This window comes from Ignatzschineria cameli, assembly GCF_003121895.1.
Lineage (GTDB): Bacteria > Pseudomonadota > Gammaproteobacteria > Cardiobacteriales > Wohlfahrtiimonadaceae > Ignatzschineria > Ignatzschineria cameli.
The window spans coordinates 35,427-56,831 of sequence record NZ_QEWW01000008.1; the positions used below are offsets into that span (position 1 = coordinate 35,427).

At 42.2% G+C, this 21,405-nt stretch carries 19 protein-coding genes and 3 tRNA genes; 16 read left to right on the plus strand and 6 right to left on the minus strand.

Annotation, left to right across the window (positions count from 1 at the left end; all coding sequences use genetic code 11):
- From DC077_RS08935 to DC077_RS08950, 4 genes are all read right to left on the minus strand, one after another.
- The gene (locus DC077_RS08935) at nt 1-822 is read right to left on the minus strand and encodes a penicillin-insensitive murein endopeptidase (protein WP_157953529.1); all 822 of its coding nucleotides are present in this window, start codon (nt 820-822) and stop codon (nt 1-3) included.
- A 224-nt stretch (nt 823-1,046) separates the two neighbouring features.
- Nucleotides 1,047-1,123 (minus strand) — tRNA-Asp (locus DC077_RS08940).
- Nucleotides 1,124-1,191: 68 nt separating this feature from the next.
- Nucleotides 1,192-1,268: transfer RNA gene (locus DC077_RS08945), tRNA-Asp, on the minus strand.
- A gap of 137 nt (nt 1,269-1,405) precedes the next feature.
- Nucleotides 1,406-1,482, minus strand: a tRNA-Asp gene (locus DC077_RS08950).
- A gap of 240 nt (nt 1,483-1,722) precedes the next feature.
- On the opposite strand from DC077_RS08950, the gene DC077_RS08955 reads away from it, so the two are divergent.
- A complete protein-coding gene (locus DC077_RS08955; RefSeq protein WP_109202345.1) occupies nt 1,723-2,454 on the plus strand; it encodes a DUF4377 domain-containing protein in 732 nt (243 codons plus the stop codon).
- A gap of 219 nt (nt 2,455-2,673) precedes the next feature.
- On the opposite strand, the gene corA is transcribed toward DC077_RS08955, so the two are convergent.
- Entirely contained in the window at nt 2,674-3,705 is a 1,032-nt protein-coding gene (gene corA, locus DC077_RS08960; protein WP_109202344.1) for a magnesium/cobalt transporter CorA, read from the minus strand.
- 675 nt (nt 3,706-4,380) lie between these two features.
- On the opposite strand from corA, the gene DC077_RS08965 reads away from it, so the two are divergent.
- The 12 genes from DC077_RS08965 (at nt 4,381) to DC077_RS09020 (ending at nt 16,013) form a co-directional block, all read left to right on the plus strand.
- Entirely contained in the window at nt 4,381-4,596 is a 216-nt protein-coding gene (locus tag DC077_RS08965; protein WP_109202343.1) for a PA3496 family putative envelope integrity protein, read from the plus strand.
- Nucleotides 4,597-4,795: 199 nt separating this feature from the next.
- Nucleotides 4,796-5,359: a nucleotide exchange factor GrpE gene (gene grpE, locus DC077_RS08970; protein WP_109202342.1), complete on the plus strand. Its 564-nt coding sequence runs from the start codon at nt 4,796-4,798 to the stop codon at nt 5,357-5,359.
- Nucleotides 5,360-5,473: 114 nt separating this feature from the next.
- Nucleotides 5,474-6,118 (plus strand): c-type cytochrome, encoded by a 645-nt coding sequence (locus DC077_RS08975; protein WP_157953530.1) that lies wholly within the window; start codon nt 5,474-5,476, stop codon nt 6,116-6,118.
- 125 nt (nt 6,119-6,243) lie between these two features.
- The gene (locus tag DC077_RS08980; protein WP_109202340.1) at nt 6,244-6,663 is read left to right on the plus strand and encodes a VOC family protein; all 420 of its coding nucleotides are present in this window, start codon (nt 6,244-6,246) and stop codon (nt 6,661-6,663) included.
- A 102-nt stretch (nt 6,664-6,765) separates the two neighbouring features.
- Complete coding sequence (gene greA, locus DC077_RS08985) at nt 6,766-7,242, plus strand: transcription elongation factor GreA (RefSeq protein ID WP_109202339.1); 477 nt, start codon at nt 6,766-6,768, stop codon at nt 7,240-7,242.
- Nucleotides 7,243-7,330: 88 nt separating this feature from the next.
- Nucleotides 7,331-8,407 carry an AI-2E family transporter gene (locus DC077_RS08990; protein WP_109202338.1) on the plus strand — a complete coding sequence of 359 codons (1,077 nt, stop codon included), beginning with the start codon at nt 7,331-7,333 and terminating at the stop codon, nt 8,405-8,407.
- A 452-nt stretch (nt 8,408-8,859) separates the two neighbouring features.
- The gene (locus DC077_RS08995; protein WP_109202337.1) at nt 8,860-9,948 is read left to right on the plus strand and encodes an efflux RND transporter periplasmic adaptor subunit; all 1,089 of its coding nucleotides are present in this window, start codon (nt 8,860-8,862) and stop codon (nt 9,946-9,948) included.
- Nucleotides 9,948-13,034 (plus strand): efflux RND transporter permease subunit, encoded by a 3,087-nt coding sequence (locus DC077_RS09000; RefSeq protein ID WP_109202336.1) that lies wholly within the window; start codon nt 9,948-9,950, stop codon nt 13,032-13,034. Before DC077_RS08995 ends, DC077_RS09000 begins: the two co-directional genes overlap by 1 nt.
- Nucleotides 13,035-13,090: 56 nt before the next feature.
- Nucleotides 13,091-13,732, plus strand: coding sequence for a lipoyl(octanoyl) transferase LipB (lipB, locus tag DC077_RS09005; RefSeq protein ID WP_109202335.1), 642 nt, complete (start codon nt 13,091-13,093; stop codon nt 13,730-13,732).
- A 232-nt stretch (nt 13,733-13,964) separates the two neighbouring features.
- Nucleotides 13,965-14,663, plus strand: coding sequence for an AzlC family ABC transporter permease (locus DC077_RS09010; RefSeq protein ID WP_239990251.1), 699 nt, complete (start codon nt 13,965-13,967; stop codon nt 14,661-14,663).
- Nucleotides 14,663-15,004 carry an AzlD domain-containing protein gene (locus tag DC077_RS09015; RefSeq protein WP_239990250.1) on the plus strand — a complete coding sequence of 114 codons (342 nt, stop codon included), beginning with the start codon at nt 14,663-14,665 and terminating at the stop codon, nt 15,002-15,004. The genes DC077_RS09010 and DC077_RS09015 overlap by 1 nt, the downstream gene beginning before the upstream one ends.
- 427 nt (nt 15,005-15,431) lie before the next feature.
- Nucleotides 15,432-16,013: a VanZ family protein gene (locus DC077_RS09020; protein ID WP_109202334.1), complete on the plus strand. Its 582-nt coding sequence runs from the start codon at nt 15,432-15,434 to the stop codon at nt 16,011-16,013.
- Nucleotides 16,014-16,075: 62 nt separating this feature from the next.
- On the opposite strand, the gene waaC is transcribed toward DC077_RS09020, so the two are convergent.
- Entirely contained in the window at nt 16,076-17,068 is a 993-nt protein-coding gene (gene waaC / locus DC077_RS09025) for a lipopolysaccharide heptosyltransferase I (RefSeq protein ID WP_157953531.1), read from the minus strand.
- 524 nt (nt 17,069-17,592) lie between these two features.
- Here waaC and argC point away from each other — a divergent pair.
- From argC to argB, 3 genes are all read left to right on the plus strand, one after another.
- Nucleotides 17,593-18,639: an N-acetyl-gamma-glutamyl-phosphate reductase gene (argC, locus tag DC077_RS09030; RefSeq protein ID WP_109202332.1), complete on the plus strand. Its 1,047-nt coding sequence runs from the start codon at nt 17,593-17,595 to the stop codon at nt 18,637-18,639.
- Nucleotides 18,640-19,103: 464 nt separating this feature from the next.
- Nucleotides 19,104-20,324, plus strand: coding sequence for a bifunctional glutamate N-acetyltransferase/amino-acid acetyltransferase ArgJ (argJ, locus tag DC077_RS09035; protein WP_275663941.1), 1,221 nt, complete (start codon nt 19,104-19,106; stop codon nt 20,322-20,324).
- Nucleotides 20,325-20,512: 188 nt separating this feature from the next.
- Complete coding sequence (gene argB, locus DC077_RS09040) at nt 20,513-21,388, plus strand: acetylglutamate kinase (RefSeq protein ID WP_109202331.1); 876 nt, start codon at nt 20,513-20,515, stop codon at nt 21,386-21,388.
- The last annotated feature ends 17 nt before the right edge of the window (nt 21,389-21,405 follow it).

The window sequence follows — 21,405 nt, forward strand, 5'->3', positions numbered from 1 at the left end:
CTACTCTGTTTTTATAACCTGGCATTCGCTCGGTAATATTTTGGGGACTTTTGCTCTTGTAGACGCTGATTTTTTAGGGGGATTCAGATGCCAGTTGATCTGATCATTAACCCAATTTTGTAAATCTTGATCACAGCCATCACCTTGAGGAATTGGTGCTTGAGCAATGCAACCTTGACTCTCCTTAGGGCAGTGTAGCCGAATATGAAAGTGGGAATCATGGCCAAACCAAGGGCGCAATTTTCGTAGCCAGCTTCGATCTTTTTCACTATGACAGAGTGCTGCTTTTATGACAGGATTGACAAAAATTCGCTCTGTGCGGGGATCCGTCGCGCTATAGAAGAGTAGATCGCGATAGAATGGGCACCAATGTTGATTGAGGGTTCCTGTTTTAGGGTTAACAACAGAAGGGGTTACCAGCTTCTCAATGAGTGACGGAGGAAGTGGTTCATGGCGATCTTCAAACCAGATATCGATATCAAGGCCAGTTTGATGGCTCGCGTGCCCAAAGTTAGCAGGTCCTCCGCGAGGTTGTGAGATATCGCCAAAAATAAGAATCTGATTCTCTCTAAGAGCCCATCGGTCGATTGCTGCGATAAAATCTGCCATTTGTGGCGTACCATAGTGGCGATTACGGCTAGGTCTTACCTGTTGATAGCTCAATCCTGTGGTGGGGATCGTAATAGCGCCATCGATACAGCCATTAGCATAGCTACCCCAAATCTCTGTCTGTTGTTGATCGGTGATGGAGGGGGTAGAAATCGTGTGCCATCCATGTGCTATGGAAGGAATAGTGATGAAGAGCATCACAGTAGATATCATATAAATGAGTTTAATGAGTTTAATGAGTTTAATGAGTTTAATGAGTTTAATGGGGGTAGTAAGTTTGAAAAGCTGTGGGCTAGGGAGGTGCTTCATATGGCTTCTCCTATCGAGTATCAGATGAAATAAGATTTAAAAGCCCAAGCTACGGCAAGCTAGAAGAGCAGAATAGAATTTAGTGATAACAAAAAAGCCTAGATTTTTCAATCTAGGCTCTTTGATAATGGCGGAATGGACGGGATTCGAACCCGCGACCCCCTGCGTGACAGGCAGGTATTCTAACCAGCTGAACTACCACTCCGAGATTAGAATTGCTACTCTAAATAGCTTTGCTAAATATCTTAAAAGATCTTTAACAACTTAAAAATATGGCGGAATGGACGGGATTCGAACCCGCGACCCCCTGCGTGACAGGCAGGTATTCTAACCAGCTGAACTACCACTCCGTGTTAGATAATATCTAATATAAAGTTAGTTAGGGAGTTAATCGATTTTGCGATCTTATTGCTTCACCTAACGATCTGCTATTCTAATCACTCTTGAAGAACTATGCAACTCTTTACAACTCTATATTTTAAAATAGTGGCGGAATGGACGGGATTCGAACCCGCGACCCCCTGCGTGACAGGCAGGTATTCTAACCAGCTGAACTACCACTCCGCTATTCTTGTTTCTGAGCTTCCTCTTAAACAAGGATTGTCATTATACGAAATAAATTTCATTTGTCATCTTTATTTTTGGGATTGTTTAATAATAGCGCAATGAAGTTAGAGAAGCACGGTGCTAATCGTGATTGTTAGTGGTAAAGAAAAGCGTGCTACAATCGATAGAGGGTACTTTTTCATCTTTCGATGTTTGAGTGATCTATTATATTCTTTTAGGCAATAAGAGGAAAAGGCAATGAAATTAAGCAGCTGTAGCACTAGATGGCGTCAGATCGCCGTTGCAGGATTACTAGGAAGTAGCATTACACTATTTGGCGTGGCAGCGGAGACATTGAATATTACACCCCTATCGAAAGAGCATGATGTAAAAGTGGTATTAGATCAGAAGGAGCATCACTTCTCTGTACAAGGAGGATGTAATACCTTGATGGGGCAGGTCTACCTTAAAGAGAATGGGGCATTTAGAGTAAAAGAGGGGCGCGGTGGTGCTGCTTTAGCTTCAACAATGATGGCATGTGAGCCAGAGCTTCAAAAACTGGATGAGCGAATTTCACAATTTATTATCGCAACCCCTAAGATGGTAAGAGAGGGTGATGCGCTCTATTTAGTAGGAACAGTCCCGGGAGAAAAAGTCTCTCATTATCTACCTGTAGAGTTAGATCAGGGGGAGTATCTCGATATTAAAGCGAAGCCTTATGAGCGTGTCTTCTACTATATCTCGGCAGAGCGAATCCTTTGTGAAGAGCAGGCGGCAGGATGTTTGCAGGTCAGGGAAGATAAAAATAGTGACTGGGAGACCTATACCGGAGAGATTGAAGGGTTTGTGCCGGCAGAGAATTATGAGTACCGCCTTCGTCTAAAAGAGTATGAAGCTGAAGAGGGCGCTGTGAAGCATGTCTTAGATATGATTGTAGAGCAGGGAGAAGTTATTCCGGTAGGGGCATTATCTGAAGGTGATTCTCAGTAAAATTAGTTTGAAGCAGATGCCATTGATTGAATGATTTTGAGAGTCTACGCTTCATTGCTGCAGGCATTGTCAGGCATTGTCAGGCATTGTTAATAGGGATGATCTTAAATAAGTATCTTTAGAAAAGGATCTGCAGAAGGAAAAAAAGAGAGAGTTCATCATCGATAGACTCTCTCTTTTTGATATGACTATTGTATATGACTACAATAATGACCTGATTTAGAGCCAGCCCTTACGTTTAAAGAGAAGATAAGGTGCAATTCCAGAGAGAATCATAGCCCCGATCGAAAGCGGGTAGCTAATTGCGTAGTTGAGCTCAGGCATTGGGAAGTTCATCCCATAGATACTGGCAATTAGTGTTGGGGGAAGAAAGACAACTGACGCGATTGAGAAGATTTTGATAATGCGGCTCTGCTCTAATGAGATCTTTCCTGTAGCGGCATCGAGTAGGAAGTTGACCTTATCAAAGAGAAAGGTTGTGTGCCCGGTTAATGATTCTAGATCTTGTAAAATCTCCCTTACATCACTTTTTTGTTGCTCGCTGAGTAACTGTGTGCGCATTAAAAAGGAGAAGGAGCGGCGGGTATCCATTAAGGAGAGTCGCGCTTTTCCATTCATATCTTCCTGTAATGCAATGTTTTGAAGCACCTCTTCCATTGTTGGCTCTTTATCGCTCTCATCATCCTGAGATTCTAAGCGGCGTCGTTTTTCTCCTTTCTTCTCCTTCTCACTCTCTTTATCATCAAGTGCTAAAACATATGGGCTTGTATTTTCAAGCTCGGCATAGATTCGTTCTAAAACATCAGCAACATGCTCAATTGCGGTCTCATGAAGCCCGATCAAGATATTCATCACATCCACTTTGCCATCGGTGAGTTCTAACTGCACTTGTCTTGCACGTAGTCGATAGAGTCTAAAAGCAGAGAGATCCTCTTCATGAATGGTGAAGAGGCGATTATTTTTAATAGAGAAGGCGACTGTAATATTGCGAGCACTATTATCAAAATCATTGAGGAAGAAACTGTGAACATGGAGTCCATCCTCATCTTCATAGAAGCGGGCAGAAGCTTCGATATCTTTGATTTCAGCTTTCTCCGGAAGCTCAAGTTTAAAATGTTCTTCGACGAGCTCTCGTTCCTCATCGGTGGGGTCGACGAGATCGATCCAGATCATCTCATCTCTAAAGTCATCTTGACCTTGAATTGAGATCTGGTGTAGACGATTCTCTGTAAGAACAAATCCTGAAATCATATCTAAATAGCTCCTTTTAATTTGGGGTTATGAGATTGTTAAAAGCTCGATGTGAAACTCAATGTGAAGATTGAGATTGAGATTGAGATTGAGATTGAGATTGAGTCACGTTACTTATTTTCAACAACTTGCAGTATTGAATATTCAATAAATCTTTATGAATATTTTATAAATAATTTATAAATTATTTGGTTGAAATTGAAGGTATTGTATCTGGAATTGACGATTCTTTATAGTTTTATAGTGTTTTATAGTAATTAGAAGGGGAGACATATTTTTATTGAGCGCTATTTCTTAAATAGGGGGAGGGATGAAAGAGATCTATCAATGAGTGACTCTTTTTTGTTCAGATACTTGTCTTTGAGGATAGAAACTCCATATTAGGGACAGCTTTAAGGGCGTGAATAGAGTCGCTATTTTTTATAGGGTTTATCTATTGTAGTTAGATTGTAAAAATAGGCTCTAAAAAATATTTTTTGATCCATGATGCATTCCTGTAACTGACTGTTTTACCCTTTCTATCGTACAGAAGAGAATTGATGATAGGGATAGGACGTTGAGGAGCGATTTGGGGCAAGTTAGAGAGAAAATTATCAGAAAAGTCTTGCATTTATTTTTAAATATTATATAAGCATGCAGAGAAAATAATATTTGCTGTTTTAAAGGAGTTTAGCGATGTCTAGCGATTACGATGATGATTTATTAGATGATGAGGATATCATTGAAGAAGATGTCCCCGATGTTAGTGATGTAAAGGGAAGTAAATCTCAAGCCTGGAGAAGTATTGAGGCGATCAGGGAAGAGAGAGCACTTCAGAAGAAGCTTGCGAAAGAGTTTGATCTTGATAGCTTTGATGACCTTCTTCTTGATGACGATCTCGATGAGCTCTAATCAGGCGAGTATCTTTAGGAAAGAATCGATCTGAGAAGGGATCGGGGAGAGGGGTGAGTTAGGGTAAAAGAGCGTAAAGAGTTCTAGATTCTAAGACAATAACCCTATAAATTGAGATGTTTCATATGAGAGATCAATATTCGCAACATTTTCATTGTATAATGTTGTACATTATTCAATAGATAAATGGGAGATAGCCATGACAAAAGAGAAATTAACAGAGACAGAAGCTCAAGAAAAGCAAGAAGATGTTGTTGTAGAAGAAGAGAATCTTGATGCGGAAGCTCAAGAGGAAAATATTGATACTGCTGCTGAGATTGAGTCATTGAAGGCTGAAAAAGAGGCGCTCTATGATCAATATATTCGTGCAGTTGCAGAATCACAAAATATTGCTCGACGCGCAGAGATTGATGTTGCTAATGCTCACAAATATGCGCTCGATAAGTTTGTAAAAGACCTTCTTCCAATCATTGATGCAATGGAGTTGGAAATGAAGGCGGTTGATGAGAATTCATCTGAAGAGTTGAAGCGCTTTAGAGAAGGATCACAATTGATGTATAAAATGCTCCTTGGGGTTTGTGAAAAATATGGCGTTAAGCAGATCAGACCAGAAGGGGAGAAACTCAATCCAGAACTTCATCAGGCAATCTCTATGATTCCTCATGATGGATATGAGACCAATCAGATCATTACGGTCGCACAAAATGGTTATCTATTAAATGACCGACTCATTAGAGCCGCGCAAGTAATTGTTGCAAAATAAAAAGCGCGTTTCTTTGATTTAGTACACTAGTAAAAGATAACAAGTTGATTTATCATTGACGGGTATTGAATCATTCAAATTATAAAAATGGCTTGTATTTTCTAGGAGCAGATCGTGCAAAATCAGCAGTCAGATAAGTTTACATTTTCGTTACTAACTATATTAGCATCGCTATCATTATTGACAATTGTCGTTGTATTAGTGATCTCATTTGTGAAATTTATTAGTAACAATACTGATATTAACGGTAAACCATTTAATGATAGAGAGCTCGTAGCGGAGCGTTTAACACCCTATGGGCGGGTCAATACAGGGAATTTAGTATCGGATGTGGTAAAAGCTAAAGCTCCTCAAGATGTTTACGCTGCGCTCTGTGCAAGCTGTCATGATACAGGGCTTAACGATGCACCATTAACAGGCGATAATGCTGCATGGGCAACAAGATTTAGTGAAAGAGGGCTTGATGGGCTTCATACAAGTGCCATCAAAGGACGTAACTTGATGCCGGCAAAAGGGGGTGACCCACGCTTAACAGATGAAGAGGTAATGAATACCGTAGACTTCATGTTAGCAAAGAGTGGTATTGAAGTTGCATCTAATGATCCCGCAGAAGATATTGTTGCTGAAGAGAGCGCAACGGAAGCTGAAGTTGGCGAGCCAGAAGTGAAGGCTGTTGAGACAGAAGATGCAGAGCTTGTTGAAAAAGAAGCGATCGAACAAGAAGCTGTTGAAGCTGCAGAAGCAGAGAAAAAAGAGTAGACTTCTATCACAGAGAGATATGTGGATAGGAGAAATCCCGTACCACATATGTCATAATGGTATGTTGTAATGAACGGGTATGAGATTATTGATCATACCCGTTATCTTTTTGAGGAGAAAATATTATGCGATTTTTACACACAATGATTCGAGTCTCGGATCTTGAGCAGTCTATTAAGTTTTTTACTGAGATTTTAGGATTGAAAGAGACTCGTCGAAAAGAGTATCCGCAGTGGGAATGTACACTTGTCTATCTCGCATGTGAAGGGCAGGATGTTGAGATTGAATTGACCTACAACTGGGATTCTAAAGAGGAGTATGGTATTGGTCGTGCATTTGGACATTTAGCTTTTGAAGTAGATGATATCTATGAGGTATGTCAGCGCGCGATGGATGCCGGCATTGAGATCAATGTTCCTCCGAGAGATGGTTGGATGGCATTTTTTAGAACGCCCGATGATATCTCTATTGAATTACTTCAAAAAGGCGAACCCAAAGCACCAGCGGCGCCATGGAAAGATATGGAAAATGTAGGCTGGTGGTAAATTAATCCTAAAATAGTTCATCGTTCAATTGATAGCTGAAGATGAGCTATCAATTGGATCTTGAATTATTAGATAAGAATAAAAAATAAAGGATGTTAGTGAATGAATAAATACCCCATGACTAAAGCGGGCGCAGAAGCGCTTCGTCGTGAACTAGATGAATTAAAACAGGTGCAAAGACCACGCGTTATTGAAGCGATTGCTACAGCAAGAGAGCATGGTGACTTAAAAGAGAATGCGGAATATCATGCTGCAAGAGAAGAACAGAGTTTTATTGAAGGACGTATTGCTGACTTTGAAGCTCGATTGGCAAATGCACAGGTAATTGATATTACAGAGATCCCGAATAGTGGTAAAATCATTTTTGGGGTGACAGTAACGCTCTTTGATCTATCGGAAGATCGAGAAGTTACCTACCAGATTGTCGGGGAGCATGAAGCGGATGTGAAGAAGAATAAACTCTCAATCGCCTCCCCTATTGCAAGAGCATTGATCGGGAAAGAGGTTGATGATCTTATTGTGATTAAAACACCCGGTGGTGATCGCGAGTATGAAGTGATCAGCGTCGAGCATATTTAATAGAGCGCTTAGTATCGTTGTGCCAAGTGGTGTAATGGGTAGGCGTATTCTGATTAATACTCATCAATAGATAGCAGGAAGAAGAATTATGCAGGCATTGACAGCAAATCCCGTAGCAAAATGGATTATTATCTTAATTTTAGTGCTAGGTGTTGTCTTCTTTCATGGTTTTTTAGTTCCTGCCTTGGGTGCAATGATTATCACTTTTGTAACATGGCGCCCATATTCAGATTTAGTGCGGTTCTGCAGGGGGAATACAATGGTCTCGGCCTCCCTTGCAACCGCCTTTATTGTTTTAGTGATTGTTATTCCCTTCTTTTGGCTAGTTCACTATCTCTATGGTGAAGTGGTTCTTCTTCGTGCATGGTTGATTGAAGCGAATACTTACGGCATCCCGACCCCTAATTGGGTATTGAATCTTCCCTATGGCGATCAGATCAATACCTACTGGATGACCTACTTGGGAACGCCGAGTGGGATTCATGATTTTTTTGCAGAAATTGGTTTGGCAAAACTTGGTTATCTTGCCACTGTAACCCGTTCTGTTACCAAGAGCTTTAGTGCTTTAGGATTTACGATTCTCTTTATGATGATTATTCTCTTCTTCTGCTACAAAGATGGTCGTCGTTTTAGTCGGCAGCTCGATAAGGTAGGGGAGCGGGTCTTCCCCGGAAGATGGAAGAGAATTTCTCGTATTGTCCCTACGTTGGTCAGCTCAACGGTATCAGGAATGGTGATTATTGCCATTGGAGAGGGTATTGTTTTCGGAATCGTCTACTACTTTGTGGGCGCGCCGATGCCGGTAACATTAGGGATTATTACCGGTATTTTTGCCTTAATTCCAGGGGGAGCGCCACTGTCGATGACGATGGTTTCTCTCTATTTAGCTGGAACCGGAGAGTATACTCATGGAATCATTCTTTTCTGTTGGGGGGGAATGCAGCTCTTTATTGTTGATAAAACAATTCGTCCTCGCTTAGTAGGCGGATCTGTTAAGCTCCCATTCTTACCTACTATTTTAGGATTAGTGGGAGGAGTGAAGACGATGGGCATTATCGGTCTCTTTATTGGGCCTGTAGTGATGGCGCTATTAGTTGCGCTCTGGCGCGAATGGGTACATGAAGAGACTTTGATCACGCAAAATATTCAAGATAATCAGCCATAAGCGCACCATCAACCATTGACGCTTAAGCACTTAATGACTTAATCACTTAATGATTTAAGGATCTATTTGGGGTTATCTTAAAGCTATTCTTTCAGAAAAAATATAATAGTGTATTTAAAGCGATCTGTTTAAGGTTCCCTTAAGATTCATTGTGTCTACTGCTATCTTTAGAGCTTGTTAAAACTTGTTAGAACTTGAAAACGATAACTTGAAAATGAGGACTGAGAGATCAGGGCTAAAAGGTTGGTTATTCCGAGAGAGTTGATGACAAGGGGTGATCAATCAGCTTAAGTTGGTTTGAGACTTAATAGCTTCATTAATAGTCTTATTAATAGTCTTATTAATAGTTTTGTTGATAGTCTTAAGAGACTCAGTCATGCGATAGATCTTTGTAGTCTCATTGATTAGATGACAAAATTAGATAGATGACTAAATTAGATGGGAACTTGTAGATGTTAAGAGTAGATAGACAGATTGTAGCAACCCTATTATGGAGTATTCTCTTTTTAATATTCCCCACCGCTCTTTGGGCGAAAGTGACTAATGTCGAATTATCGGAAGTTCTCTTAGAGGAGAAGTATGAAGAGATCTATGCGGTCGGCGTACTTTATCCTTATCAAGAGGTGATGATTCGGCCTGAAGCTGCTGGTCGGATTGTTAAAATAGCCTTTAAAGAGGGGGAGAATATTGAAGCGGGAGACCTTCTGATAGAACTTGACTCTGCGATTGAAGCCGCTGAGTTAAAGGAGCGGGAGGCAAAACGGCAATTAGCGAAACAGAACTTAGATCGCCTACTCGCTGCTCGAGGAGGTTCCACCGCACAAGCGAGAGATATCGCTCAAGCAGAATATGAACAGGCGGTTGCCAATGAAGCGATCTCCCGAGCAAAGTATGATCGCCGTTTTATCTATGCGCCATTTAGCGGTACTGTCGGCTTAAAGAGTGTTGAGGTAGGCGATTATGTGCAAGCGGGTGCGGATCTTGTCCGACTTCTTAATATCGATCAACTTCGATTAGAGTTTAATATTCCAGAGCGAGTTGCCCATGTTGTAGAGAAGGGACAAAATGTCCACTTTACCGTGGATAACTACCCAAATCGTCTCTTTACGGGGGAAGTTTACGCTGTTAGCCCTGAGATTGAGCAGAAAGGGCGCTCTTTGACCGTCTTAGCACGTTTTCATAATGAGGATCAAACTTTAATTGCCGGCTCTTTTGCTCGTTTAAATCTCTTAGTTCCTCGTCATTATCGAGTAATTATAATTCCCGAAGAGGCGATTTTTGCTTCGGAAGGATCCCAATTTGTCTATCGCGCAAAAGCGAGTGAGGAAGAGGGGGTCTATATTGCCGAGTTAGTGCCGGTCGAGATAGGTGAGCGATCGGCATTTAATGTTGAGATTCTCTCTGGTCTACAAGCAGATGATGTGGTGGTTAAAGCTGGACAGATCCGTCTTAAATCGGGTGCGAAGATGAAAGATGCTTCAGGAAAGCATTTCGATCTGCGCCCGGCCCCCGCTCCGACAAAGCAGGTAGGGGGTGAATAATGAAGCTCTCTGATATCTCTATTAAACGACCTGTCTTTGCCATTGTTATCAATATTCTTCTGATTCTATTGGGGTTGATCGGTTTAGATCGAATCTCGATCCGAGAATACCCAGATATCGATGTGCCGGTAATCAGTATTCGGACAACCTATCAAGGGGCGAGTCCAGAGATTGTTGAGACGCAGGTGACAAAAATTTTAGAAGATGCTGTGACCAGTATCGACGGTATTGATTTTATTACCTCCGATTCTCGCCGGGGTTTTTCTTCCATCAATATCACCTTTAATCCCACTAAAAATATTGAAGAAGCGGCAAATGATGTCCGTGACCGGGTTGCTCGAGCGAAACGGGGATTACCTGATGAGGTGGATGATCCTATCATTCAGAAGAGTGATTCTGATGCCGATCCGGTGGTGATCTTAGCGCTCTCGAGTGATCAATATAATGCCATTGAGCTGACTAATATGATCGAGACTATCGTCCAGCCTCAGATTGAATTATTGGAAGGGGTCGCGAATGTGACGCTCTGGGGTGGGCGTAAACCGGTGATGCGTGTTTGGATTGATCCTCAAAAATTGGCAATTTTAGATGTTACTGTGAGTGATGTGGAAGCTGCATTGCGGGCGCAAAATGTGGAGATTCCTGCCGGCACCATTAAGAGTTCTACCCAAGAGTTCTCTATTGTAGCGCGTACCGATCTCAATCAAGTTGATGAATTTCGCAATATTATTATCAAAGTTGCCGATAATGCTGCAGAAGAGAATCGTCCTATTGTTCGATTGAGTGATGTGGCATTGGTTGAGTTGGGGGGAGTGGATGAGACTTCTCGCCCTCGGCTCAATGGTAAGCCTGGTGTGGGGGTTGCGATTATTAAACAATCTGTCGCTAATCCTTTAACGCTCTCAGCCGATATCCGTGCGCTTTTACCCCAATTACAAGAATCTCTTCCCGGTGATGTGGAGATTGCAGTAACCTCCGATTCTTCCGTCTTTATTAATAAATCTTTAACCTCTGTCTACAACACTATTGTTGAAGCGCTACTCTTTGTCGGGGTGATTATCTTCCTCTTTTTACGAGATTGGCGCGCAACTTTGATTCCGATGGTGACAGTCCCCATCTCACTGATCGGTACTCTCTTTGCGATGTATCTTCTCAATTACTCCATCAACACCTTAACCCTCTTAGCATTTGTCTTAGCTATTGGTTTGGTAGTGGATGATGCGATTGTGATGCTAGAAAATATTCATCGCCATATTGCAGAAGGTTTATCACCGCTAGAAGCGGCTTTCAAGGGATCGAAAGAGATTGGTTTTGCTATTATCGCAATGACCATTACCTTAGCGGCGGTCTTTCTTCCACTCACCTTTACGCAAGGCCGAATCGGACAGCTCTTTGTAGAATTTGCCGTGACCCTCTCTATTACAGTTTTAATCTCAGGGTTTACAGCTTTAACACTCTCCCCGATGATGTGCTCTCGCCTTTTAAAGCCGGAGAGCGATATTGCAAAAAGAGGGGCGATCGCTCGCTTCTTTGCCGGGATCTCTCAATGGATTGAAGCGCTCTTAGAGGGCATGACAAAAGTTTATAGCGCCATTTTGCGTTTCTGTTTGCAGATGCGTTATCTCGTTTTGGTGGGAATGGTTCTCTTTTTAGGGGGCGCTTATCTCCTCTATCAGATGTTGCCACAAGAGCTTTCACCGACAGAGGATCGAGGAATGATTCGTGTTGCTGCCATTACTCCGGAGGGGGCGACCGTTGATTTTACAGATCGCTACTTTTCAGAGGTTGAAGAGTATCTGCTCGACAATCTTGATGAGGGAACAGTGGTCTATGCCATTTCGGGGATATCTATGGGCGCATTAGGTTTTGTGACACTTCCGGATTGGGATGATCGAGAAGAATCACAGATGGAGATCACTTCCCGACTCAACCGTGGCTTTCAAGATATTGCGCTAGGTTTACGGGTCTTTGCGAGTAACCCACAATCTTTAGGGCAACGGGGAGACTCCAAAGATGTGCAGATTGTGATTCGCTCAAATGAGAGTTTTCAAAAGCTCGATCAACAGGTCACCGAGATTATGGAGCGTATGCGAGAAAATGATCTCTTAATCTCGCCCGATAATGATCTACGAATGAATACGCCACAACTTGAAGTAGCGGTAGATCGTGAGAAGCTTGCGCTTTTAGGGATCGATGTCTCAGTTGTAGGAAGAACGTTGGAATCTGCCTTAGGAGGGCGTAATGTCACACGTTTTAAAGAGGGGGCAGAGCAGTATGATGTTATGGTGCAAGTTGATCCTCAAAAACGGAGTCAGCCAAAAGATCTTGAGGGGATCTATGTTCGCTCAAAATATGGTGAGATGGTGCCCCTTTCCAATATTGTCACTGTAACAGAGACCATTGCGCCACAAAATTTACGCCATTTTAATAAACTCCGATCAGTGACCATCTCTGCGAACCTGCAATCAGGCGTTTCGCAAGGGGAGGGAATTGCTCTAGTGGAGGAGATTATCCGAGAAGTAATCCTCGATGCAATGCTCGATTACCAGGGCTCCTCTAGAGAATTTTTGGAGTCCGGTTCTTCGATGCTCTTTATCTTTGTGATGGCATTGCTCTTTATCTATCTCGTTTTAGCAGCGCAATTTGAGTCGTGGATTGATCCTTTTATCATTCTTCTCTCTGTTCCCTTAGCAGGCTTTGGAGCCTTAGGGGCACTCTATCTCTCAGGGGGAACAATCAATATCTATAGTCAGATCGGGCTCGTCACCTTAGTCGGGCTGATCACCAAACATGGGATCTTAATTGTTGAATTTGCCAATCAGATTCGAGCAACAGGGATTGCAAAGAGAGAGGCGATTATTGAGGCGGCAACATTGCGACTTCGTCCGATTTTAATGACGACAGGGGCAATGGTTTTAGGGGCGGTGCCGCTAGCGCTCTCTGTTGGTGCAGGCGCTGAATCAAGATCCGCAATCGGTTGGGTGATTGTAGGAGGAATGAGTATCGGAACATTGCTGACACTCATTGTAGTGCCGGTTATCTATCTCTTTATTGGTGGACGAAAAAGAGAGCTTATCGTCACTTAAGAGGAATTTCGGGTACAATAAATGCTTTTACAATAGAGAGAAGATGGATCAATCCGATGATAGTGCGTTACTTAGGGCTAGCTCCGTACCAAAATGTCTATGACAAGATGAAGCATTTTACAGAGTGTCGAACGGAAGAGACATTCGATGAACTGTGGGTTGTAGAGCATCCGCCGGTCTATACCCAAGGGCAAAATGGCAAGCCGGAGCATATCCTCAATCCGGCGATGATCCCTATTGTGCAGGTCGATCGAGGCGGGCAGGTGACCTATCATGGACCTGGACAGATTGTTGTCTATACATTGATCGACTTTAAGAAACGCGGTTGTGGTGTTCGCTCTCTTATCCGTGCTTTAGAGAATGCTGTGATCGCGACTTTAGCCGACTATGGTATTGAGAGTTGCGGAGATGTCTCTGCTCCTGGTGTCTATGTGAATGGAAAAAAGATCGCAGCCTTAGGCTTGCGTATTCGTAAAGGGGCGGTCTATCACGGATTGAGCCTCAATGTTGCGATGGATTTAACCCCTTTCTCTGGCATCAATCCTTGTGGATATGAGGGGCTTGAGGTTATTCAGATGCAGGATTTCGTTCCGACAGTAACCTTGCCTGAGGTGACGGAGCGTTTAGTCGCATATTTAGAGTATTATCTCGACCCGGTACAATTGCAAAAAAGCGTTGAGCTAAAGGCACTGAACTAAAGATACTGAACTAAAGAGAGTCAGTAGCGGTAACTGATCAGGCTAGTTGATGTCAGATTAATCGATATTTGATAGAGAGGTGGTGGAGAGATCCGGTAGAATGTCGAGTAGAATAAATGCTTAAAGAGCAATATAAGTAGCAAGTAACAATATAAGTAATCAATATAAGTAATAATAAGATGAATAATGGTTGATTGACTATTCAGCCAGGTTGGGGAAGGAGTTGAAATTGGTGGTGGAAGAAAAAGGTTCGCAAGATTTTAGCTGGAAGCGGGCATTGAAGGTCACTTCGCCTGTTGCGATGGGATATGCGCCAGCAGGAATGGCCTTTGGTGTTTTGGCGAGTGTAGCGGGAATCCCGTGGTGGATATCGATCTTTATCTCTATTGTAGTCTTCTCTGGTGCGGCGCAATATGCTGCGATTCCACTGATCGCAACGGGAGCGGGTATTCTCAATCTTAGTGTCAATACTTTAGTGATCAACTTGCGCCATGTTTTCTATGCATTACCTTTAGTAGAGATTCTTCCTAAAAACCGTTTAAAGCGCGCTTACTGCCTCTTCTGTTTAACCGATGAGTGCTTCTCTGTGATGACTAGCCTAACAAAAGAGGATCAGAGGGGGCTCTTTCCTAAAGTCTCACTCTTAGTTCATAGTTATTGGGTTATTGCTACAATTGTGGGGATTATTGCCGGTGAGGAGTTAGCGCGCTTGATCCCTAATTTAGAGTTTGCACTTCCGGCGTTATTTGTCATCTTGTGGTTTGAACAGATGCGTAGTAAGCGGATCTGGTGGCCGTCACTTATTGCGATAGGGCTCTATCTCTTGATGCTACTAATAGCACCTAAATATGTGCTGATTTTGACACTACTTTTCGCAGTACTCTTGATTCTATTTCGCGCGGCACTTCAATCTAAAAGGGAGCAGAGATAATGGGGAATATGACAATCAATGCTTTGATCATAGCAATTATCGCAATGGGGATGATCACCTTTGTTTTACGCGCCTTTCCAACATTTGTACCGAAACGTATCCTAGACTCACATCTCTTGCGTTATCTCAATTATGCACTTCCTCTAAGTGTTATGGCGGTATTGATTATTCATAGTATGGAGATCGATTTTTCCGCTCCTGATTGGTTTTCTATTATTGCGAAGATATTAGCACTTTTACTCGTCTTGGCGAGCTATGGACGTTGGCGTAATGTCTTTTTAAGTGTCATTGTTGGGGTTGCCGCCCTTAATGGATTTCTCTATCTCTTTTCATTGATTTAATCTGCTTTGATATCTCTAGATGAACGCTTCATGAGAGAATCGGTAGTTAGCTACTAATATCAAGCTGCCAATAGGTTATAGAGTTGTCAATATATTATATCGAAAGTTGAATCTGTAAGTTTTATGTAAACATATCGTAAAAAATAATTTTAATACTCATCTATATTTCAATTAGTTGTGATTTAGGTCAATAGGTTGATCTAGGATTCTTCTCTTTTAGGGGTACAATACTCCGTAGTTTCTTTTGTATCCCTTGTTATATTCGGTTTATGATAGAGGTGATGAAGAGGCTAAGATCATGATAAGAGCGCAATTTGCTCGACGGATCTTTAGGAGAATATCTGTTATTAGAGAAGACTCTGAAAGAGCGCTCTGATAGCACTTCAACAGAACAATAAAATAAGATGGGAAATAATGAGAAGATATCATGAAAGGTAGATTCTATAAGGTTGTAACAATCATTTGGTTTTTAATCATGAATATTATCTTTTTCTATCCAGGTGAGAATATCCCATTTTTAACAATGGAAGATGAGTGGCTCGATAATTGGCTCCATTTTGGTGCTTTTGCAACGCTAACGGGTTTGGTATTGCGCGGAATTCATATTGAAAATCGTCGACGTGAACGAGTCACGCAGGAGTATTATTGCCATTTCTGCTTTTTCTACTCCGCGCGATGCATGTTGCTTTTAATTGCCTACTTTGCACTACTGAGTGAGTTGATACAGGGATACTTTATTCCAGGAAAGACTCGAGAGTTTAGTGATCTTTTTGTTGATTTTGCCGGCATTTTAACAGCATGGGGAATCTCCTCTCTTTTGACCTATTGGGAGCGTTCAATTGAGAATCTTGCTAAAGAGAGAGAAGAGAATAGAGAAGAGAATACTCAAAGAGAGGGTATCAGAGATATTCATATTAAGAGTGATATGAATGTAGATTTTCGTGCTGATCTTCGTTCTGATCTCCAAAGTGATTCCACGTCAGAGATTGCCCCTAAAGAGCTCCGTTAGAGAGCTCCGTTAGAGCGAAAGAGTAAATCTTATAATTACCTCAAATCATTACTTTGTAATCATTATTCCGGCAATATCTTAAATGACTCAATAGCGCGGATAACCTCTAAAACCTCAGGATTTTTTCCCTTTCCCCCTAAGTTGATAGCATGAGGATTGTGGGCTGTTGGAATAACGCCTGCATAGTGCGCATCACTGCCGAGAAAGAGACCAATAACTGGGCGATCTTGTGTATTAGCAAGATGGGCAAAACCGGTATCTACGGCGATAATAAGTGTTGCTTGGGAAAGAATTAGCCCTGCTTCAGCAATTGAGACCTTCGGCATCAATATGGCGCCGGGAATCTCTTCAGCTAGCCGTTCTGCTCGCGCTTTTTCTCGATCATTGCCCCAAAAGAGAACAGAAGCAATCCCCTGTTCATCAAGCCAGTTGCCGATGGAGATCCAACGTTCTTCAGGCCACTCTTTATTTTCTGCACTCGTTCCATGAATCAGCGCTGCAAAGGGGCGATCCGGAGTTAGTGGTGATTTTGTTTGCCAATGTTGAATGCCAAAATCTACAGGCGTCTTAATCTGATAATGAAAGATGCCGGCAAAAAGTTGACGATTACGTTCAATGGCCGTCAATCCTTTTGCGACCGTAATACCATGTTGGTAGAAGCGTGCGGCAAAAGGATCTCGAATAGATGCTTTAGAGTAGCTATATGTTGGAACGGTGCCTTTTTGAGCTGCAATTTTGGTAATGATGGCACTCTTAATTAAGCCTTGGCAGTCGATAATTAGATCCCATTGATGTTGCCGTAGTTCATGCTTAAAGGTAGCAAACTCATGCCAAGTCTCCCGTTTGAGGAGCTGCTTCTTCCAACGGCGACTACCAAAAACGATCACCTCTTTAGTCATAGGGTGCATTTTAGCAATATCGACAAAGGACTCTTCAACGACCCAAGTGATCTCATATTGATCGGGATATTCCCGTGAAAGATCGGTTAATGCAGGAAAGGTGTGGATTAAATCTCCCATAGAGGAGGTTTTGACTAAGAGCAGCTTTTTTTTCATAGGGTTGCTTTTAAGTTCCTTGATATCATCGATCAATCTAGCGGGTGTCATCAATAGTGCAACTTCAATAGCGAAAATTCAGTAGTGCAAATCAACAATACACAACAGCAATCACAATACGGATTCCCCCGGTTGTGAAAAATGGGTTGTGAAAAATGATTCTACCATGAAGTCGCGCCGAATTAGGGAGATTATATCAAGTTATCGCCAAAAGAGATCAGCTATTAAATTAAAAGAGATCGCCTCTTTTCAAAGAGAATAACTCCTGCTACATTGAGAGATAAGAAAAATAATGTTCAGAGCAGGATCAAGAAGCAGAAACTGGCAACAGATCTATCTTGCAGATTCTCTATATCGCAAATGAGTATCACAAGGATCATTATCATATGTATCACTATAATTGTCACTCATAAGTATCACAAAATATTTTGTGGCAACGTAATGATATTGTGAGGGTGGTTGCCGAAAATGATCTATAAGTATCTATAAAATTATCAGTATCACATCATCAATTAGGAGAGGAAATGATCAGGGTTGGAATTATCGGGGTGACGGGTTATGCCGGCCAGCAGCTATTGTGGTTACTAGAGCAGCATCCCGAGGTTGAGATAAGGCTTCTCTCTTCAAAATCTTACGCTGATATGAATATTGCTGAGGTCTACCCTAACTATGAGGGGCGCTTAAGCCACATACTCTTAAAAGATCGTGACTTTATGGCGCGACTTGATGAGATCGATCTTCTCTTTATGGCACTTCCCCATGGATTATCGCAAGGTTTAACAAAAGAGGCCTATGCCGCCGGTGTGAAGGTGATCGACTTAGGTGCCGATTTCCGGTTTGAAGATATCTCTCAATATGAATCTTGGTATAAAGTACCCCATCAGGCTAAAGAACTCGCGCATCACGCTATCTATGGTATGCCGGAGCTTCATCGTGAAAAAATTATCGATGCGCCAATAGTGGCTTCTCCAGGCTGTTTCCCCACATCTGCTATTTTAGGTGCAGCGCCATTGATCGCGCATCAATGGGTAAAACCTGATCTGATTGTCGATTCTAAAACAGGGACAACCGGTGCCGGAAGAGATGCGAAAACCGCCTCACTTTTTTGTGAAGTGAATGAAAATTTCAAGCCCTATGGGCTTCTCCATCACCGCCATACGCCGGAGATGGAGAAGGAGCTCGCTAAGTTGCAACCTGTGGGAAAAGAGATCACAGTGCTCTTTACACCCCATCTATTGCCGCTCAATCGTGGAATTCTTTCAACGATCTATCTTGATTTTAACGATCATACCGATTTTAACGAGGCAGAAGCTTATCAGCTCTATGAAGATTTTTACCGAGATGAACCTTTTATTCGGGTTCGCCGAAACCTTCCTGAATTGAGCCATGTGCGGGGTACCAATTTTTGTGATATTGCGTTACGCGTCGATATGAAGCGACGAAAAGTGATTGTGATTTCAGCGATTGATAACCTTATTAAAGGGGCCGCAGGGCAGGCAATGCAAAGTATGAATATTATGTTTAAACGACCAGAAGATGAAGGATTAAAGACGCTTTCGATGTATATCTAAAGTGGTCTATCGAATACTGAATCCTCAATACTCAACATTCAATATTCAATATTCAATACCTAATACTCAATACTCAATACTCAATATTTTTAGAAAAAGGCTCTTAACAAAAGACTCTTTAAAAATTATCGACCTCAATATTCACCTCTATCTACTGCTATCTGTAGAGTGCATTAGAGATTGATCGGTAAATTTTGATGTTACAACAGGTACAACAGGTGGGTTAGATAAGATCTCATCGATTTTACTATCCCGCTATAATAGAATCCTTTTTTGCGCATGATTGATGATGCGTTACCGTTTTTTACAAGCAGTTTCTATTTTATATCGACCTTAAAGATCTCAATTAACTCAACTAAACTTGAAGAGATCTAACCTATTTAGCTGTTAATTATTTAAGCCGCTAGGTTGATTAAGGGGACGTTTTAGGGAAGTAAGATTCTCAATATTAGGAGTGTAGAATCATGATTACAATTTTGAAAGACGGGACAATTACCTCGACCCCGGGATTTCAAGCAGCCGGTATTACGGCAGGAATTAAAGAGAGCGGGAAGAAAGATCTCGCTTTTATCTGGAGTGAAACACCCGCAGTAGCAGCTGCGGCACTCACTCAAAATAAATTTCGTGCAGCGCCGGTCGATCTTTGTGCCGGCTTTTTAGCAAATGAGACTCACCGCGGTCTTATTATCAACAGTGGTAATGCGAATGCCTGTACGGGTGAAGAGGGCGCAGCAAATGCGCTAGAGATGTGTGAGTTGATCGCTAAAGAGATGGCAGTGGAGACAGAATCGATCTTTGTTGCTTCTACCGGTGTGATTGGACAGCAACTTCCGATGGAGATTATCCGTAAAGGGCTCGCGGAAGTTCCAAAGGCATTAAGTCGTGAAGGGGGTAATGAGGCTGCAGAGGCGATTATGACAACCGATCTAGTCTCTAAAGAGGTTGCGATCTACTTTGAGCTTGATGGTGAGATTGTCACAATCGCGGGAATGGCGAAGGGATCAGGGATGATTCATCCTAATATGGCGACGATGATCGCTGTTTTAACGACCGATGCTAATATCTCGAAAGAGATGTTACAGAAGGCTTTCTCCGCTAGTGTGAATACCTCTTACAATATGGTCTCTGTTGATGGAGATACCAGTACGAATGATTCCGCTTTTATCTTTGCAAATGGACTTGCGAAGCACCCCAAAATTGAGGCAAGCGGTGATGCTTATCTTAAATTTAAACGGGGATTAGATACCGTTAATCAGCTTTTAGCGAAGAAGATTGCACGTGACGGAGAAGGGGCAACAAAATTATTAGAGGTTCGCGTTGAACATGCGCGCTCCTTAGCAGATGCTCAAAGTGTGGCAAAATCAGTTGTTACCTCTAGCCTTGTGAAGACAGCGATCTTTGGTGAAGATGGAAACTGGGGCAGAATTATCTGTGCCGTAGGTAATGCAACCGCAGAGTATGATATTGCAAAAGTACAGATCTTTATCGAAGCAGGTGGTCAATCAGTACAGATCGTTGCAGATGGTGCTGGCGCGTCATTTGATCCTGCTGCGCTCGATGCGCTTTTAAAAGAGGAAAATATCACGATTTTTGTTGATCTGATGAATGGCGGGAGTACAGCAACGGCATGGGGCTGTGATCTCTCTTATGATTACATCAAGATCAATGCTGATTATCGCACCTAAGATTGTGATTATTGAGCGATGAAACCTCATCAGAATAGGCTGTTTTATCAGCTTCTGATGAGATTTCAGATGAACGCTAAATAATAGACGTATAGCGTTTGAAATAGAGTTTGAAATAGAGTTTGAAAATAATCACTCACAGTAATAATTAAAGATAGCAATATAAAATGATCAAAGAAGGATAGAGGATGATTACCAACCACGATAAAGCTCACATCTTAGTTGAGGCCCTACCATTTATTCGCAAATATGCAGATAAAACGGTTGTCATTAAGTATGGGGGCGCCGCGATGGTGGATGAAAAGGTGCGTGATGAATTTATGAAGGATATTGTTCTGATGAAGTATGTCGGTCTACGTCCTATCATCATTCACGGCGGCGGGCCTGAAATTAACGCAATGTTAAAGCGGGTTAATAAGGAGAGCCGTTTTGTCGAGGGTAATCGTGTCAGTGATGCGGAAACGGTAGAGATTGCAGAGATGGTCTTATCGGCAAAAATCAATAAGGGGATCGTGGCTGATCTCAATCGTTTAGGCGCTAAAGCGGTCGGTTTGAGTGGAAAAGATGGGGGGATGTTAACGGCTCGCAAGAAATATATTGAGAAAGAGGGGGGGATGATCGATATCGGTTTTGTTGGCGAGATCGAATCAGTTGACCGAAGCTTGATTGATATCTTAGTGGAGCAAGATTATATTCCTGTGATCTCTTCGATCGGTATCGGCCCATCAGGGGAGACATTTAATATTAATGCCGATTATGTTGCCGGCGAGGTTGCCGCTGCGGTAGAAGCGTATCGCCTTATCTTCTTAACCGATGTGAATGGTGTCTATCGAGACTTTGAAGATAAGAGTTCCCTGATTGCTGATATGTCGGTATCGACGGCAAAATCCTATATCGATAATGGAATTATCAGTGGTGGAATGATTCCTAAGGTCAATACCTGTCTTGCAGCTATTGAGCGTGGTGTTCATCATGTCATTATTTTAAATGGACAGATTCGTCACTCCATCTTATTAGAGCTCTTTACCGAAGAGGGATGTGGAACAATGATCTATAAAGATTAATCCGCGTATGAGTGCGT

What these genes read in the sequence shown, in the direction of transcription:
- DC077_RS08935 (WP_157953529.1), bottom strand. Translation starts at nt 822, where the DNA reads ATGATATCTACTGTGATGCTCTTCATCACTATTCCTTCCATAGCACAT.
- DC077_RS08955 (WP_109202345.1), top strand. Translation starts at nt 1,723, where the DNA reads ATGAAATTAAGCAGCTGTAGCACTAGATGGCGTCAGATCGCCGTTGCA.
- corA (WP_109202344.1), bottom strand. Translation starts at nt 3,705, where the DNA reads ATGATTTCAGGATTTGTTCTTACAGAGAATCGTCTACACCAGATCTCA.
- DC077_RS08965 (WP_109202343.1), top strand. Translation starts at nt 4,381, where the DNA reads ATGTCTAGCGATTACGATGATGATTTATTAGATGATGAGGATATCATT.
- grpE (WP_109202342.1), top strand. Translation starts at nt 4,796, where the DNA reads ATGACAAAAGAGAAATTAACAGAGACAGAAGCTCAAGAAAAGCAAGAA.
- DC077_RS08980 (WP_109202340.1), top strand. Translation starts at nt 6,244, where the DNA reads ATGCGATTTTTACACACAATGATTCGAGTCTCGGATCTTGAGCAGTCT.
- greA (WP_109202339.1), top strand. Translation starts at nt 6,766, where the DNA reads ATGAATAAATACCCCATGACTAAAGCGGGCGCAGAAGCGCTTCGTCGT.
- DC077_RS08990 (WP_109202338.1), top strand. Translation starts at nt 7,331, where the DNA reads ATGCAGGCATTGACAGCAAATCCCGTAGCAAAATGGATTATTATCTTA.
- DC077_RS08995 (WP_109202337.1), top strand. Translation starts at nt 8,860, where the DNA reads ATGTTAAGAGTAGATAGACAGATTGTAGCAACCCTATTATGGAGTATT.
- DC077_RS09000 (WP_109202336.1), top strand. Translation starts at nt 9,948, where the DNA reads ATGAAGCTCTCTGATATCTCTATTAAACGACCTGTCTTTGCCATTGTT.
- lipB (WP_109202335.1), top strand. Translation starts at nt 13,091, where the DNA reads ATGATAGTGCGTTACTTAGGGCTAGCTCCGTACCAAAATGTCTATGAC.
- DC077_RS09015 (WP_239990250.1), top strand. Translation starts at nt 14,663, where the DNA reads ATGGGGAATATGACAATCAATGCTTTGATCATAGCAATTATCGCAATG.
- DC077_RS09020 (WP_109202334.1), top strand. Translation starts at nt 15,432, where the DNA reads ATGAAAGGTAGATTCTATAAGGTTGTAACAATCATTTGGTTTTTAATC.
- waaC (WP_157953531.1), bottom strand. Translation starts at nt 17,068, where the DNA reads ATGAAAAAAAAGCTGCTCTTAGTCAAAACCTCCTCTATGGGAGATTTA.
- argC (WP_109202332.1), top strand. Translation starts at nt 17,593, where the DNA reads ATGATCAGGGTTGGAATTATCGGGGTGACGGGTTATGCCGGCCAGCAG.
- argJ (WP_275663941.1), top strand. Translation starts at nt 19,104, where the DNA reads ATGATTACAATTTTGAAAGACGGGACAATTACCTCGACCCCGGGATTT.
- argB (WP_109202331.1), top strand. Translation starts at nt 20,513, where the DNA reads ATGATTACCAACCACGATAAAGCTCACATCTTAGTTGAGGCCCTACCA.